Raw genomic sequence first — 16622 nt, 5'->3', positions numbered from 1 at the left:
AGAATATAGATTTAAATAGAAAACAAAAGAGTTTGAAAGGGGGCGGGATTTAGGCAAAAGTCTATATTCTTTTCTCTATGCTCTCAAAAAAATAAAATATGAAGATTAATTTCCAGAATAAAACCATAATTCTAGCATTACTGTTTGTTTTTCAGCTTTCGTTTTCTCAAAAGAAAAATGAAAATATTGGAACTGAAACGGTAAACGTAGTAAAGCCATATTCGCCAACAATATCAGATGCGTTTAAAGTGAAAGAAACTCCTTCGCTTGATGATGAAGGGAATCAGCCAAAAGAAACCATTAAATACAGTATTTTATCAGTTCCCGTAGCTTCAACGTTTACACCTTCAAAAGGGAAAGCCCAGGGTGTAGAAAAATCAAAACAGGAACGTTTGTATAATAATTATGCTACTGTGGGAATTGGAAATTACAGTACCCTGAATGCTGAATTGTTTGTAAATCAGGATTTAGGAAATGATGATTTTGTATCTGCAATGTTACGCCATCATTCATCACAAGGCGGAATCAAAGATGTGCTTCTGAATGATGAATTTTATGATACGGCATTAAATGTAGGTTATGGACAAAATTTCAGAGATATGTCATGGAATGTAGAATTAGGATATCAAAATCAAATTTACAATTGGTATGGACTTCCTGAAAATTTTGGATCAGATTTACTTCCGCAGGATCGTATCGATTTAATAAATAAAATAAATCCCGGACATACTTATAATACTATTTCGTTGGGAGGAAATCTTGAATTTACTGAAAGTGTCTTTAGTAAAGTGGCAACAAAATTTACTCATTTTTCGGATAGTTTTTCTTCTTCAGAAAATCGTTTTTACCTGAAACCAACTTTCAAAGTTGATGTGATGGATCAGGCTATCAATACAAATATTATTGTAGACCATGTGAGCGGAAGTTTTGAAAATAATTATTTTCAGAATTTTGGAGAACCTTTAAAATACAGTCTTACTAATTTTGGAATCGAGCCAAGTTTTGTAATTCACGAAAATGAGTGGACGCTTGAATTAGGTGCCGGGTTATTTTATGGTTTAGATTCAGAAAATAGCGGAAATAAATTTTTTATCTATCCAAAAGTAAATGCTTCGTATAAATTAGTTGGTGATCTGATGATTTTTTACACAGGAGTTAACGGTGAATTAAAGCAAAATTCATACGCAGATTTTGTTAGCGAAAATCCATTTGTGTCGCCTACTTTGGCAATGACACCCACCAATAATCAATATACTGTTTTCGCTGGTTTAAAAGGGAAACTGGCTAACAACGTGAGTTATAATCTGACAGGTTCTTATTTAAATGAAAAAAATAAAGGACTGTTTAAGAGCAATGATTATACAGAAGATTTTTCAAACGAAAATTATGCTTACGGAAACTCATTCGGAGTTGTTTATGAAGATGTAAGAACATTTCGTTTTTATGGAGAATTAAAAGCTGATTTCTCTGAAAATGTAACTTTTGGAATCAACGGAACTTTCAATAGTTACAAAACCGACGTAGCAGTAGAGGCTTGGAATTTACCATCTATGAAATTAAGTTCTAATCTGGATGTAAATATTACCAAACAATGGTATGCAGGTTTAAATGTTTTTTATGTGGGAGAGCGTAAAGACATGCAGAATGATCTGTTAAGTTCGACTATTAATGGTCTCATTACCCTAAAAAGTTATTTCGATGCCAATGCACATTTGGGATATAAATTTAGTGAGCGTTTGACTTTCTTCCTGAAATTAAACAACATTGGAAACCAGAATTATGAAAAGTGGCTGAATTATCCGGTACAAGGATTTCAGGTGTTAGGCGGTGCGAATTACAAATTCGATTTTTAAAGAGAATTCAATTATAAAAAAATAGCTTCCAAAATCAGGAAGCTATTTTTTTTGATTTTAAAATGTCGTTATTCCGTAAAAGGAACCGCCACTCTTACTTTATCCCAGCCTAAGTTTAAAACAATTCCTTTGTCTGCTTTTGTGAAAACCATTGAAAAAGCTTCCAAAGAATCTGCTGCTTCAGTTACAGGTACTTTTAGTCTGGCAACATCGTTAGTTTCTTTATAAGTATAAGATCCCCAAACGTTCAAGTCTTTGCTAATGATAACAGTGTAAGAGTCTTTTTCAGGAATCGTGAAGAAGGTGTATGTTCCTGCTTTAATTTTGCTGTCACCTAACTTTACATCTTTGTAGAAAGTTATTTCTGCAGCTTCGTTTGCCCCGGTTCTCCATACTTTTCCAAAAGGTGCTAATTCACTTATACTGCGGCCTTTTAACTGAGGTCTGCTGTAAGTGATTTTAGCAATTTTAGCACTTACTTTATAGTCATTTGGATAAGATGCCGCATCCATTGGACTTTTGTCTAAATCTGGAAACTTTTGAGCATTCATATTCGATGATAAAAGCATTGTGAATGCAAAAGCAATCGTCGTGATAATTGTTGATTTTTTCATATTGATAGTTAAAATTAATGAGTGTTAAAATTATAGATTGTTTGTCGAAAAATAAAAAACATCGTGTTAATTTTTCTATACAGAAGAAGATTAGTATAGTCGACAGTCGAAAAATAAACGGGACATGTTTTGCGGCTGTAAAAAACCTTTGCATCTTTGTGACTTAGAACCTCAGTATCTTTAAAAAATGACTTTCAAACAAAAAATACATTCTCATTACTCACAAATGGTTCAGGACCGAATTGATGTTTTTAAAGACATGATTTCTGGATTAACAGAAGATTCTAAAAACGATGCAAAAGGTTCTGCCGGTGATAAACATGAAACAGCTTTATCAATGATGCATATTGAACAGGAAAAACTAACCAATAAACTGAAAGAAGCGATAGCTCAAAAAGCAATTTTAGATAAAATCGATGCTTCAAAAAATACTGAAAATATCATTGCAGGAAGTTTAGTAAAAGCCAACGGAATCTATTTGTATGTAAGTGTAGCACTTCCCAAAATTGCAATTGACGGAATAAATGTTATTGCGCTTTCCCCGCAATCTCCTTTGGGAAATCATTTAATGGGCAATAAGGTTGGTTTTCAGTTTGAAATTAATAAGACACATTATACAATTGAAGAAATTAATTAAGCAAAAATAATTTGTTAATAATATCTTGAATAATGAAGTAATTCCTTGGTCAAATTTTCGTTTTAATTGTTAAAATAGTCAGTAATTTAAAATGTTGAATATTTAACCAAAAACTAAAATTATGAGAAAACTTTTTGCTTTTTTGATTTTGATGAGCCTGAATTTATCTGCTCAGAATACTGAATTTAAGGTTTATGATAATGGTTTGATTTATTCTGAAAACTCAGTCAATAAACTTAAACATATTGTTGATTCATTGAATTTGAAGTTTAAAGTGTGCGAATTCAATAAAACATTTTTTGCCTTTAGTCAGGCCAAAGCGAATTATGTAGAATTAGAAAAATCAGATGCTGTAAAAGCTAAAAAAGATTTAGAAAAAGGTATTTCTTATTCTGAATTAAAAGCAAAATATCCCAAAGCCGATTTTAAGGAAGATCTGATTATTATAAAATCCACTTACACTAATCATAAAAACGATGAAAGAGTTGAATTTTCAAGTTTATCCTTAGGAAAAGGGAATAATGAAGAATCAATTACTGAAAACAAAAAGAATGTTGATGCTTATAAAAATAGTTTCAAAGGAAAGTGGCTTTTTGTGTTTCATGATAAAACCAGTTATTCAAAAGAAACAGTACAAGCATTTTATTTTACCGAAGAATTTCAATCAAAACCTATTTCAGATAAATATGCAAGATTAATTCAATATTCGGATTGTTTGGTCGATACAACTGCACAGGTATTTCATGATAACGCAAAAGATTCTGGAGTTCGTTATTTGGATACTTTGCCTACAAAAGCTAAAAAGTTTGAAGATTACATTAATAAAGCTTTAAAGAAACCAGGTTTTAGTGATGAGAAACTTTCTTTTATGTATGGTTTTGATGAAATGGCTTTTGATAAAAAGTCAAAGAAAAAAAATAAAGAGGATATTGTCAAAAAGGAACTCGCTGAAAAGGAATTTGATGATTTCCAGAAGAATTTAGACAAATGGGAATCTTTAAAGTTTAGACGATTAGACTCATTAAGAATTGCCGATAAAAACTTTGATATACTTCTTAAAAGAGGCATTAGATGAAGCAAAAGTGACAAAATCGTCTGATGATGAATTTGAAGATTATGTGGGTCGCTATATTAGCAAATCAGATGAGCTTGAATTAAAGAGAAACAGAAGGGTTATTGGAGGATGCAGTATGGATAGCAGTCCGCGAATTCATGCATTAAATATTGCAATGCTCTCTGCAGAAACTATAAAATGGGAAATTTTTCTTCGCTCTCACCTTAATATAATGAACGATCGTTTTGACAGAGTAAGTGACGGAAGTTATGCTCAAGGTGCCAGAAGTACTTATATTAAAGAAATAGAAGTTTTAGACATAAATGTCCTGGATTTGATTTTAGGAATATCATTACGTATCGACAATCCGTCAAAAAATCATTATTATTCAAGTATAAACAGAGTTGGACGCGCACTATCTGAAAGTGTAAATCCACAAGCTGTTGAGGCAAGTTTACTGGATATGATTAGCGACAATGAATTAGATGATTATAATAGAGTTTTAATGTATTATTTATTTGGAAATTATAATTATAATTTGAAAGATGAGAATGCAAAAAAACTAAATCAATCTAAATTGCAATTGGCGGTAGCAAAAATGCCTAATTATATTTCTTCTAAAATTACTTTTGAAGATTAATTTAAGATAATCAATGCTGCATGAAAATTTTTACAAAATTAAATATCAATAAGTATGTCATTTTTGTAAAGGTTATTTATTTCGGAACAGCTTTATTTTATTTTGTTTGTGAATCTTTTATAGAAACTTTAAATCCTTAAAATTTAATTCAAAAAACGGAATTAAACTTAGGATTTATAACTCATTTTCTGCGCCAAATTAAAATTTTCAAGTTTAAGGCTTTTTTTTATATTGAAATTTTACATTTAGTGTGTAAATTGATTGTTTTGATTTATTTTTGTAATTGATATTGTTGTTTGTGTTTTTAGATTGTAACTAATATTTCATCTTTGCCCTGTCAAAATAAAATTTAAAAGTAAAAATATAAAATTATGTGTGGAATTGTATGTGCCTTTGATTTAAAGCAAAAAGCCGAAGCGCTAAGACCTCAGGTTTTAGAAATGTCAAAAATTATCCGTCACCGCGGACCGGACTGGAGCGGAATTTTCAGTAATGATAAAGCGATTCTTTCTCATGAGCGTTTGGCAATTGTAGATCCGGCTTCAGGAAAACAGCCTTTATTTACAGAAGATAAAAAATTGGTTTTGGCTGCAAATGGTGAGATTTACAACCACAGAGAACTTCGTAAGCAATTTGCAGGAAAATATAATTTTCAGACTGAAAGTGACTGTGAAGTGATTTTAGCACTTTACAAAGAAAAAGGAGTAAACTTTGTTGATGAATTAAACGGAATCTTCGGATTTGCGATTTATGATGTTGATAAAGACGAATATTTCGTTGCTCGTGACCACATGGGAATTATTCCTTTATACATTGGATGGGATCAGCACGGAACTTTTTATGTAGCTTCTGAATTAAAAGCTTTAGAAGGATATTGTACAAAAATTGAATTATTTCCTCCAGGACATTATTTATCAAGCAAAGACGGAGAATTTGTACAATGGTATAAAAGAGACTGGACAGAATATGATGCTGTAAAAGACAACGAAACAAGCATTCCTGCAATTAGAGAAGCATTGGAAGCAGCAGTTCACAGACAATTAATGAGTGATGTTCCTTACGGAGTTTTACTTTCAGGAGGTTTAGATTCTTCTATTACTTCTGCAGTTGCTAAAAAATTTGCTCAAAAACGTATCGAGTCAGATGATACTACAGATGCCTGGTATCCGCAATTGCACTCTTTCTCGGTTGGTTTAGAAGGTTCTCCTGATTTAGCAGCAGCAAGAAAAGTAGCAGATCATATCGGGACTATTCACCACGAAATCAAATTTACAATCCAGGAAGGTTTAGATGCCGTTCGTGATGTAATTTACAACTTAGAAACTTATGATGTAACTACAGTTAGAGCATCAACTCCAATGTGGTTAATGGCTAGAGTTATCAAATCTATGGGTATCAAAATGGTGCTTTCAGGAGAAGGAGCGGACGAGTTGTTTGGAGGATATTTATACTTCCACAAAGCACCAAATGCAAGAGAATTCCACGAAGAAAACGTTCGTAAATTAGGTAAACTTCATATGTATGACTGTTTACGTGCTAACAAAAGTTTAGCTGCCTGGGGAATTGAAGGCCGTGTACCATTCTTAGATAAAGAATTTATGGATGTTGCGATGCGCATCAACCCGCAAGATAAAATGATCAACAAAGAACATCCGATGGAAAAATGGGTAGTTCGTAAAGCTTTTGAAGATATGCTTCCGGAAAGTGTGGCGTGGAGACAAAAAGAGCAATTCTCTGACGGAGTAGGATACAGCTGGATCGATACTTTGAAAGAAGTAGTGGCTAGAGAAGTTTCAGATGAACAATTGGCAAACGCAAGGTTTAAATTCCCATTGCAGACACCAACTTCAAAAGAAGAGTATTACTATCGTTCTATTTTTACAGAACATTTTCCAAGTGATGCTGCAGCATTATGTGTTCCTCAGGAAGCAAGTGTGGCTTGTAGTACAAAAATTGCTTTGGAGTGGGATGAGGCTTTCAAAAACATGAACGATCCATCAGGAAGAGCGGTTGCGAGTGTACACGATGATGCTTATCAAAAATAAAAGTTTAATTTTAGAACTTATATTGTAGAAAACGTTCTCTAATGAGGGCGTTTTCTCGTTTATAAAACGATTTAAAACATTTTATTTTGCGAGTTTAATTATTTGCAGGTTAAATGTTTATTTGAATTTTTTATATTTGGCTTTTGCCTGAAAAATAAATTTTGGCGAAATAAAGACAGGAAAAATAACAACAAAATAGAATAGTATGTGTGGAATATTAGCCGTTATCGGTAAGGGAAAAGACCCGCAACTCGTAAAGGAACTTTCCAAGAGAATGGCACATCGCGGGGGAGATGGAAGTGATTTGCATGTTATGGAAAATGGAAGTATTCTGGCCAATGAACGTTTGTCAATTATTGATTTAAATTTGGGTAGTCAACCGATTCAGGGTTCAAAAAATGCCTGGATGGTACATAATGGTGAAATTTATAACCATCAGGAATTAAGAGAAGGAGTTTTAAAGAATCATGCATTCAGAACAAAATCAGATTCGGAGGTAATAGTGCATTTATATGAAGAATATGGTTATGATTTTTGTAATCTGCTTGACGGTGATTTTGCCTTTGTGATTATTAATGGTGATGATTACATTGCCGGAAGAGACCCAATTGGTGTTAAACCGTTTTATTATGGATTAGACGAAAGAGGAAGGATTTATTTTTCTTCAGAAATGAAGTCTATTGCAGATCAGTGTAAATCATTTTCAACTTTTCCTCCAGGACATTATTATACGGCTAAAACGGGTTTTGTTAAATATTATGAACCTGAATATGAGGAGTACGAAAATGCAAACCAGCCTCTTGATTTAGACTTGATTAGACAGTCCTTAATTGAGGCTACCCGTAAACGTTTAATGAGCGATGTGCCGATTGGAGTGTTGTTATCAGGAGGTTTAGATTCTTCATTAACATCTGCAATTGCATCCAGATTATTAGCAGGAGGTAATGAAAAGCTCCATTCGTTTTCTATTGGATTAGATGCTGATTCTCCGGATAATATTGCGGCAAGAAAAGCAGCGGAATTTTTAGGTACTCAGCATCATGAAATTCATTTTACCGTTGAAGAGGGAGTTGAGATTTTAGAAAAACTAATTTACCACATCGAAACATATGATATTATTTCGGTGCGTTCAGGTGTTCCGATGTATTTATTGGCAAAAGCAATCCGGGAAAAAGGAATAAAAGTGATTCTTTCCGGAGAAGGAGCTGATGAGGTATTTGGTGGTCATTTGTATTTTAGAAATGCACCGTCTTCAGAAGAATTTCAAAAAGAAACTATTGAGAGGGTTCAAAAGCTTTTTACTGCTGATATATTACGTGCCGACAAATCGACAATGGCGCATGGTTTAGAGCTTAGAGTGCCATTTTTGGATAAAGATTTTCTGGATGTTGCAATCCGAATTAAAACAGAGGAAAAACAGCCTAAAACATATGAAGCAGTTGAAAAATATATTTTAAGAAAAGCTTTTGATATGTCCGAAAATCCATATTTACCTTCGGATATCTTGTGGAGACAAAAAGAACAGTTTTCAGATGGTGTAGGGTATGAATGGGTAAATGGATTAATTGAATATTGTGCAGCGCAGGTTTCAGATGAACAATTGGTAGGAGCTGCAGTAGAATTTCCGTATAATTCGCCTACTACAAAAGAGGCTTATTTGTACAGATCTATTTTTCATAAACACTTCCCTCAGGTGAGTTCAGCACAGACAGTTCGAAAATGGATTCCAAAATGGCAGGATAATCCTGACCCAAGCGGGAGAGCTAATGCAGCGCATTTAAACGCTGATGTCGAAATCGCAAAATCAGGAATTGAAGTTTAGGATTTGTTTTTTTGTGTAAATAAAAATCCATAATTTCAGTTTTAGACTAAAAAAATAATGACCGAAATGCATCCAAACTGCATTTCGGTTTTTTTGTGGAATTTAATTTTAGGAACTGTAAAATAAAGTCTGAAATTTAGAAAACACGGATTTTTATGCTATTCCTATTTTTGGATTTTGGAAATTAAGAAAATTGGAATTTAAAGTCGGCTTTTGGGATTATTTTTTGATTTTTCAGACAATTGTGTTAATAACTTAGGGCTTTAAATAGTATTTTTAAGAGGTATATAAATTGCGTTTTCATATATTTGCGTGTTAAGACAATAATTACATTTTTTAGAATAAATTATATGAGCGAAGAAATCAAGAAGAACAATTATTCAGCAGATAGTATTCAGGCATTAGAAGGAATGGAGCACGTAAGAATGCGTCCATCGATGTATATTGGAGATGTGGGAGTTCGAGGGCTGCACCATTTGGTTTATGAAGTTGTGGATAACTCTATTGATGAGGCGATGGGAGGGCATTGTGATGCAATTAGCGTTGCAATAAATGAAGATGGTTCGATAACTGTTGAAGATAACGGACGTGGTATCCCGGTTGATTTGCATAAGAAAGAAGGGGTTTCTGCACTTGAGGTTGTAATGACTAAAATTGGTGCCGGAGGTAAATTCGATAAAGATTCTTATAAAGTTTCGGGAGGTCTTCATGGTGTTGGGGTTTCTGTTGTAAATGCACTTTCTGTTCATATGAAATCTACTGTTTTCAGAGAAGGAAAAATCTACGAACAGGAATACGAAAGAGGAAAATCATTATATCCGGTAAAACAAATCGGAGAAACAGATAAAAGAGGTACGCGTCAGACTTTTTATCCGGACGATACAATCTTTACGCAGACTATAGAGTTTTCTTATGATACACTTTCAGCTCGTATGCGCGAGCTTTCTTTCTTGAATAAAGGAATCACAATTACTTTTACAGACAAAAGAGAAGTAGATGAAAAAGGTGAATTTAAAAGTGAAGTATTTCATTCTGATGAAGGATTAAAAGAATACATTCGTTATTTAGATGGTAACCGTGAGCCGATTATTTCTCATGTTATCAGTATGGATAATGATAAAGGCGAAATTCCGGTAGAAGTTGCCCTGATTTATAATACAAGTTATTCTGAAAATATTTTCTCTTACGTAAACAATATCAATACGCACGAAGGAGGGACACATTTACAAGGTTTTAGAAGTGGTTTGACAAGAACCCTTAAAAAATATGCAGATGCTTCCGGAATGTTGGATAAACTGAAATTTGAAATTTCAGGAGATGATTTCCGTGAAGGTTTGACGGCTATTATTTCTGTTAAAGTTTCAGAACCGCAATTTGAAGGTCAGACAAAAACGAAACTAGGAAACAGAGAAGTGGTTTCACCGGTTTCTCAGGCAGTTGGAGAAATGCTTGAAAATTATCTGGAAGAAAATCCAAATGATGCCCGTGTTATTATTCAAAAAGTGATTTTGGCTGCGCAGGCGCGTCACGCTGCAAAAAAAGCACGTGAAATGGTACAGCGTAAAACCGTTATGGGTGGAGGAGGATTGCCGGGAAAATTATCTGATTGTTCAGAACAGGATCCTGCAAGATGTGAGGTTTACCTTGTCGAGGGAGATTCGGCAGGTGGAACTGCAAAACAAGGTCGTGACCGTAATTTTCAGGCGATTTTGCCATTACGAGGTAAGATTTTGAATGTTGAAAAAGCAATGCATCATAAAGTTTTTGAAAACGAAGAGATTCGTAATATTTTTACAGCTTTAGGAGTTACTGTTGGAACAGAGGAGGATAGTAAAGCATTGAATCTTTCAAAATTACGTTATCATAAAGTAATTATAATGTGTGATGCCGATGTCGATGGTAGTCACATTTCTACCTTAATATTAACGTTCTTCTTCCGTTTTATGAAAGAATTGATCGAGGAAGGTCACGTTTACATTGCTGCTCCACCTTTGTATTTGGTTAAAAAAGGGAATAAAAAAGAATATGCATGGAATGATGTTCAGCGTGATCAGGCGAACGAAAGAATGGGAGGAAGTGCTGCTATTCAACGTTACAAAGGTCTTGGAGAGATGAATGCTGAGCAATTGTGGGAAACTACGATGGATCCAAATTTTAGAACTTTGCGTCAGGTAAATATTGAAAGTTTAGCAGAAGCTGATCAGGTTTTTTCAATGTTAATGGGGGATGAAGTACCGCCTCGTAGAGAATTTATCGAGAAAAATGCTGTTTACGCAAATATTGATGCATAATATTTAGTTGCTTATTTTTTGTGCACAGAATTTTGATTTAAAAGTAAAAAATAAGCAACCGTTTAGTCAATTGTCTAAACAATTTGTAAATTAAACCTAGAAATTAATTAATAACCAATAAAGTATAAAATATGAAAGTTACCATTGTAGGAGCAGGAAATGTTGGAGCCACTTGTGCGGATGTTATTTCTTATAGAGGAATAGCCAGCGAAGTAGTATTGTTGGATATTAAAGAGGGTTTTGCCGAAGGGAAAGCGTTGGATATCATGCAATGTGCTACAAACACTGGTTTTAATACTCATGTGTCAGGTGTTACAAATAATTATTCCAAAACCGCCGGAAGTGATGTTGTTGTAATCACGTCAGGAATCCCAAGAAAACCCGGAATGACTCGTGAAGAGTTGATAGGTATTAATGCAGGAATTGTAAAGACTGTTGCAGAGAATGTACTGAAATATTCGCCGAACACGATTATTGTTATGGTTTCTAATCCAATGGATACCATGACTTATCTGGCTTTAAAATCTACTGGATTACCAAAAAACAGAATTATTGGTATGGGGGGAGCATTAGACAGTTCACGATTCAGAACGTATCTTTCTTTGGCTTTGGATAAACCTGCAAATGATATTTCTGCGATGGTAATTGGAGGGCATGGTGATACTACTATGATTCCGTTAACCCGTCTGGCATCTTACAATGGAATACCGGTAACGGAATTTCTATCAGAAGAGGTGCTGCAAAAAGTAGCGGCCGATACAATGGTTGGAGGAGCCACGCTTACTAGTCTTTTAGGGACGTCAGCATGGTATGCTCCGGGAGCGTCAGTTGCTTTTTTGGTGGATAGCATTTTAAATGATCAGAAGAAAATGATTGCCTGCTCTGTTTTTATTGAAGGAGAGTATGGTCAAAATGATATATGTATAGGAGTACCATGTATAATTGGTAAAAACGGAGTTGAACAAATTTTGGAAATTCATCTGAATGAAAAGGAAAAAGATTTGTTTGCTAAAAGTGCAGATGCGGTTAGAAGCATGAATGATGCCCTAAAATCGATTCTGGCTTAAATATTTTAGATAAAAAAGAATCAAGACTGCAAAAGTGCAGTCTTTTTTTTGAGATTAATTAATAAATAAATTGTTTAATCATTTCGAGAATTATATATTTGCTCGGTTTAAAAAAAATGTTGTAATTCGTGATTACGGTTTTTTAGTTTTGAAAACTCATATCAGGGCTTATTTTATGGGAGTTTAAAACAAATAACAAACAAAAAACATAATTAATTTTTAGTAATAATGCAGAATAAAGGACTTATTAAATTTTTCGCAATTCTATTTGCATTGGTAAGTATTTACCAACTTTCTTTCACTTTTGTGGCAAATAATGTCAAAGAGGAAGCTAAAGCTTTTGCAGGAGATAATCCTGATAAGGAATTAAAATATTTAGATTCTATTGGTAAAGTAAAGGTTTTTGATCTTGGTTTTACAGATTTTACTTACAATGAAGTAAAAAACAAACAATTGAATAAAGGTCTTGACTTAGAAGGAGGAATCAATGTGATTCTTCAGATTTCTATTAAAGATGTTTTGAAAGGTTTGGCTAATAATTCTAAAAACCCGGTATTCAACAAGTCATTAGCCGATGCAAGTGCAAATTTAGAAGGAAATAAAACCTATTTAAATAAGTTTTTTGAAGCTTTTGAGGCTAACTCAAGAGGGCAAGTGAAATTAGCATCACCTGATATTTTTGCTAACAGAAGCTTGCAGGGAGACGGTGGTATCGATTTTCAAATGTCAGATGCTCAGGCTCAAAAAGTAATTAAAAGAAAAGTTGATGAGTCTGTTGAAAGTGCTTTTAAAGTACTAAGAGAGCGTATCGATAAATTTGGTGTAACTCAGCCAAACGTTCAAAAATTAGGAGAAACAGGAAGAATCTTAGTTGAGCTTCCAGGCGCTAAAGATGTTGACAGAATCAAAAAATTATTGGGAGGCAAAGCTCAATTAGAGTTTTGGGAAACTTTTAAAATTGAAGAAATCGGAAACTTCTTAGTGTCTGCTAATGAAGCTTTGAAAAAAACTGAAATCAAAAAAACAGAAACTAAAACTGTTGCTAAAGACTCATTAAATGCATTATTAACTGATGCAAAGGATTCAACTGATACTAAAAAAGGAAATAATCCTTTATTTGATAAAATGATTGGTCAGGGTGGCGGACCTGTTTTAGGTTATTTTGCCCCAAAAGATACTGCAGTAGTTAATGAGTATTTTAAAAGACCTGAAATCAGAATTTTATTAGCAGCGGATCAGCATAATGCAAAATTTGTATGGAGCAAGCCAACTGTTACAAAAGATGCTAAAGGAAAAGATATTGAAGCTGTAGAATTATATGCTTTAAAAGGAAACAGAGACAATGCTCCTGCAATGAGTGGTGGTGTTGTTACGGATGCAAAAGATACTTTTGACCAATTAGGGAAACCAGCAGTTTCTATGCAAATGAACAGCCAGGGGGCTAAAATTTGGGAAGAACTGACAGGGAGAGCTTTTTCTCAAAAAAGTTATATCGCTATTGTTCTGGATAATGTAGTTTATTCTGCACCAGGTGTAACAAGCGGACCAATTGCTGGAGGAAGATCTGAAATTACAGGTTCTTTTGATGTAGCGGAAACTAAAGATTTAGCTAACGTTTTAAATGCAGGTAAATTACCGGCTTCTGCAGATATTATCCAGTCAACTGTTGTTGGACCATCTTTAGGTCAGGCTGCAATTGATGCTGGTACTATTTCTTCTGTATTAGGGTTTTTATTAGTTTGTTTATGGATGGTATTCTATTATGGTAAAGCGGGTTGGTATGCTAACCTTGCGTTATTATTAAACTTACTTTTCTTATTCGGAATTATGGCAAGTTTTGGTTTCGTATTAACTTTACCAGGTATCGCAGGTATTGTATTAACATTAGGTACTGCGGTAGATGCAAACATTATTATATTTGAAAGGGCAAAAGAAGAATTACGTGAAGGTAAGTCGTTGTCTGAAGCGGTAGTAGCTTCTTACGGATGGCACGGTGCGATGCGTTCTATTATTGACGCAAACGTTACTCACGTATTGACTGGAGCAATCTTGTTTATTTTTGGAACAGGACCAATTAAAGGTTTTGCTTTAACATTACTTATTGGTATCGTAACTTCATTGTTTACATCAATCTTTATTGCAAGAATTTTTATTGACAGAAACATTGCAGGAAAAGCAGATTTGACTTTCTCTACAAATATTACTAAAAACTGGTTTACTAATTTTCACTTTGATTTTATCAAAATCAAAAAAGTTACTTATATTTTCTCTTCTATTGTTACGGTAGTAAGTTTAGTTTCTATTTTCTTCGTTAACGGATTAGATGAAGGTGTTGATTTTGTTGGAGGTAGAACATTCCAGGTTAAATTTGAAAAACCTGTAGATGCAACGGCTGTTTCAGATGAATTATCTGCTGCTTTTGGTACACCGGTTGAGGCTAAAATTTTAGGTGATGACGATCAGTTGAAAATCACTACAAAATATAAAATCAAAGAAGATGGAGTGGCTATCGATGAGGAAGTGAATCAAAAATTATATAATGCATTAGCGAAGTATTTCCCTAATGTTTCTTATGAGAAATTCACGAATACTTATGATGGTAAAACGATTGGAGTTTTACAGGCTTCTAAAGTTGGAGCTTCTATTTCTGAGGATATCAAAACTAACTCATACTGGGCAGTTCTTGGAGCAATGGCAGTTATTTTCTTATACTTAATGGTTTCTTTCCGTAAATGGCAGTATTCATTAGGTGCTATTGCAGCTGTTGCGCATGACGTAATCTTTGTATTAGGAATCTATTCTTTATGTTATAAATTTATGCCTTTCCACATGGAAATGGATCAGCACTTTATCGCCGCTATTCTTACGGTTATTGGTTATTCTATGAATGATACTGTAATTGTATTCGACAGGGTTAGAGAGTTTATTATTGGAAACCGTAAAGGTAGTTTTGAAGATATTGTAAATGCTTCTATTAATACAACTTTATCAAGAACATTGAATACTTCATTAATGATGATCATCGTATTATTGACCATGTTCATTTTTGGCGGAGAATCAATCAGAGGATTTATCTTTGCAATGTTAATCGGTATTATTGTAGGTACTTATTCTTCATTGTTTATTGCTACACCGGTGTTGGTTGATACAATTTCAAAAGATGAGAAGCACACAATTGAAGACAAACATAATAAGGCGTAATCAAATTTAAACCTTACATTTTGCATAATTGAAAGATCCGGTGAAAGCCGGATCTTTTTTTTGCTAAATACGGATGAAATTATATCGATTTTTGTTTCGCTTAAGATAAATTTCGTTTGGATATTTAGATAAAAAGACTTCGATTCCGCTCGGTATAACTTCTTTTTAATTTTATTAAAGGAGAGTTAATAGCTATGTGTTTTATCTGTTTTATGAAAATGAAATGTCATATTGTAGCCCTGATGGGAGCGGTATCCTTTTTACTGCTTCTTTAGCAGTGAAAAGATATAGCGGACAGCAGCACAGAGTGTGTTATGGAAATTAGAGTTTCTGCTTCTAATAAATTATAGAAGAAATATAAATTATGGTTTTGTTTAGGTTTGCGGAACTTTAGTTTCAATAAAAAAAAATGCCCAATAGCAGTTGTATTGGGCATTTTTAATTTAATTTATGTTTTTTTCTTAAGATGTAGCTAAAGGATTTCTTTGTGCTCTAATGATGAAGAAAAGACCGATTATTATAAAAGGAATACTTAACCATTGTCCGGTTGAGAAATAGCCTAATGCGTTTTCAAAACCGCCTTGACTTTCTTTTACAAATTCTACAATGAATCTTACTACAAATAAAAGAACTAAAAACAATCCAAATAAATAGCCTGATTTAAGTCTGGCATTTGTTTTCCAGTATAAGAAGTATAAAATAGCAAATACAAAAATGTAACAGAAAGCTTCGTATAATTGTGTAGGGTGTTTTGCAGGAACCTGAGCTAATAAATCTGAAAATTTTGGATCTGTTGCAATTGCAGTGTAGGCATCTGCAGGATTTGCGATTTGAGTAGCATTTACAGCCTCATTTTTACTAAACTGATCGTGTAAAAAACGAATCCCAAACGCAGAAGTAGTATCATTTCCGATAATTTCAGAATTCATGAAATTCCCAATGCGTACAAAGATAGCACCACTGGCAACCGGAATAACCACCCGGTCTAAAATCCATAATAAAGGACGTTTTAAAATCATTTTGCTGTAATAGTACATAGCAACAATAATTGCAATAGCTGCACCGTGACTTGCTAGTCCCTGGAATCCAGTAAATTCTAATTTTGGTTCAAATCTGAAAGGAAGAAAGATTTCGAGTAAATGATTTCTAAAGTATTCCCAGTCGTAAAATAAAACATGTCCCAAACGGGCGCCAATCAAAGTTGCTAAAACAGTCCAGACAAATAAAGAATCCAGTTTGTCAATTGATTCGTTTTCACGTTCGAACATCTTTTTCATCAGGAACCATCCTAATCCAAAAGCGATAACAAACATTAAACTGTAATAGCGAATCATAAAAAATCCTAAGTTGATTCCCTCAGAAGGATTCCAAACGATATTTAAGGCGTGTGTCATGTAA

11 protein-coding genes are annotated in these 16622 nt (G+C 33.7%); 9 read left to right on the top strand and 2 right to left on the bottom strand.

Annotated elements, in window-relative coordinates; translation table 11 throughout:
- The first annotated feature begins 98 nt into the window (after positions 1-98).
- Positions 99-1853: a TonB-dependent receptor gene (locus tag GWR14_RS13705; RefSeq protein WP_163409649.1), complete on the top strand. Its 1755-nt coding sequence runs from the start codon at positions 99-101 to the stop codon at positions 1851-1853.
- A gap of 68 nt (positions 1854-1921) precedes the next feature.
- Here the strand turns inward: GWR14_RS13705 and GWR14_RS13700 are convergent, their stop codons facing one another.
- Positions 1922-2467, bottom strand: coding sequence for a DUF2911 domain-containing protein (locus tag GWR14_RS13700; RefSeq protein WP_163409648.1), 546 nt, complete (start codon positions 2465-2467; stop codon positions 1922-1924).
- A 187-nt stretch (positions 2468-2654) separates the two neighbouring features.
- Between GWR14_RS13700 and GWR14_RS13695 the strand changes: the two genes are divergently transcribed.
- The 8 genes from GWR14_RS13695 (at position 2655) to secDF (ending at position 15224) form a co-directional block, all read left to right on the top strand.
- On the top strand, positions 2655-3104 hold the full coding sequence (locus tag GWR14_RS13695) for a hypothetical protein (RefSeq protein ID WP_163409647.1): 450 nt from the start codon (positions 2655-2657) through the stop codon (positions 3102-3104).
- Between the two features lie 121 nt (positions 3105-3225).
- On the top strand, positions 3226-4179 hold the full coding sequence (locus GWR14_RS13690) for a hypothetical protein (RefSeq protein WP_163409646.1): 954 nt from the start codon (positions 3226-3228) through the stop codon (positions 4177-4179).
- A complete protein-coding gene (locus GWR14_RS13685; RefSeq protein ID WP_163409645.1) occupies positions 4148-4798 on the top strand; it encodes a hypothetical protein in 651 nt (216 codons plus the stop codon). Before GWR14_RS13690 ends, GWR14_RS13685 begins: the two co-directional genes overlap by 32 nt.
- Before the next feature lie 371 nt (positions 4799-5169).
- A complete protein-coding gene (gene asnB / locus GWR14_RS13680) occupies positions 5170-6843 on the top strand; it encodes an asparagine synthase B (protein ID WP_163409644.1) in 1674 nt (557 codons plus the stop codon).
- Between the two features lie 205 nt (positions 6844-7048).
- Positions 7049-8665 carry an asparagine synthase B gene (gene asnB, locus GWR14_RS13675; RefSeq protein WP_163409643.1) on the top strand — a complete coding sequence of 539 codons (1617 nt, stop codon included), beginning with the start codon at positions 7049-7051 and terminating at the stop codon, positions 8663-8665.
- A 350-nt stretch (positions 8666-9015) separates the two neighbouring features.
- Positions 9016-10956, top strand: coding sequence for a DNA topoisomerase (ATP-hydrolyzing) subunit B (gyrB, locus tag GWR14_RS13670; protein ID WP_163409642.1), 1941 nt, complete (start codon positions 9016-9018; stop codon positions 10954-10956).
- 131 nt (positions 10957-11087) lie between these two features.
- Entirely contained in the window at positions 11088-12023 is a 936-nt protein-coding gene (gene mdh, locus GWR14_RS13665) for a malate dehydrogenase (RefSeq protein WP_163409641.1), read from the top strand.
- Between the two features lie 228 nt (positions 12024-12251).
- Positions 12252-15224 carry a protein translocase subunit SecDF gene (gene secDF / locus GWR14_RS13660; RefSeq protein ID WP_163409640.1) on the top strand — a complete coding sequence of 991 codons (2973 nt, stop codon included), beginning with the start codon at positions 12252-12254 and terminating at the stop codon, positions 15222-15224.
- Between the two features lie 461 nt (positions 15225-15685).
- Here the strand turns inward: secDF and lgt are convergent, their stop codons facing one another.
- A complete protein-coding gene (gene lgt, locus GWR14_RS13655) occupies positions 15686-16618 on the bottom strand; it encodes a prolipoprotein diacylglyceryl transferase (protein ID WP_163409639.1) in 933 nt (310 codons plus the stop codon).
- Between the last annotated feature and the right edge of the window lie 4 nt (positions 16619-16622).

The sequence above is a fragment of the Flavobacterium ajazii genome, from assembly GCF_010614725.1.
Taxonomy (GTDB): Bacteria; Bacteroidota; Bacteroidia; order Flavobacteriales; family Flavobacteriaceae; genus Flavobacterium; species Flavobacterium ajazii.
Note: the sequence above shows the minus strand (reverse complement) of the source record. Positions and strands in the feature narration are given on the sequence as shown.

Bases quoted from the DNA above. Each gene is read 5' to 3' on its own strand.
- GWR14_RS13705 (WP_163409649.1), top strand. From the start codon at position 99: ATGAAGATTAATTTCCAGAATAAAACCATAATTCTAGCATTACTGTTT.
- GWR14_RS13700 (WP_163409648.1), bottom strand. From the start codon at position 2,467: ATGAAAAAATCAACAATTATCACGACGATTGCTTTTGCATTCACAATG.
- GWR14_RS13695 (WP_163409647.1), top strand. From the start codon at position 2,655: ATGACTTTCAAACAAAAAATACATTCTCATTACTCACAAATGGTTCAG.
- GWR14_RS13690 (WP_163409646.1), top strand. From the start codon at position 3,226: ATGAGAAAACTTTTTGCTTTTTTGATTTTGATGAGCCTGAATTTATCT.
- asnB (WP_163409644.1), top strand. From the start codon at position 5,170: ATGTGTGGAATTGTATGTGCCTTTGATTTAAAGCAAAAAGCCGAAGCG.
- asnB (WP_163409643.1), top strand. From the start codon at position 7,049: ATGTGTGGAATATTAGCCGTTATCGGTAAGGGAAAAGACCCGCAACTC.
- gyrB (WP_163409642.1), top strand. From the start codon at position 9,016: ATGAGCGAAGAAATCAAGAAGAACAATTATTCAGCAGATAGTATTCAG.
- mdh (WP_163409641.1), top strand. From the start codon at position 11,088: ATGAAAGTTACCATTGTAGGAGCAGGAAATGTTGGAGCCACTTGTGCG.
- secDF (WP_163409640.1), top strand. From the start codon at position 12,252: ATGCAGAATAAAGGACTTATTAAATTTTTCGCAATTCTATTTGCATTG.
- lgt (WP_163409639.1), bottom strand. From the start codon at position 16,618: ATGACACACGCCTTAAATATCGTTTGGAATCCTTCTGAGGGAATCAAC.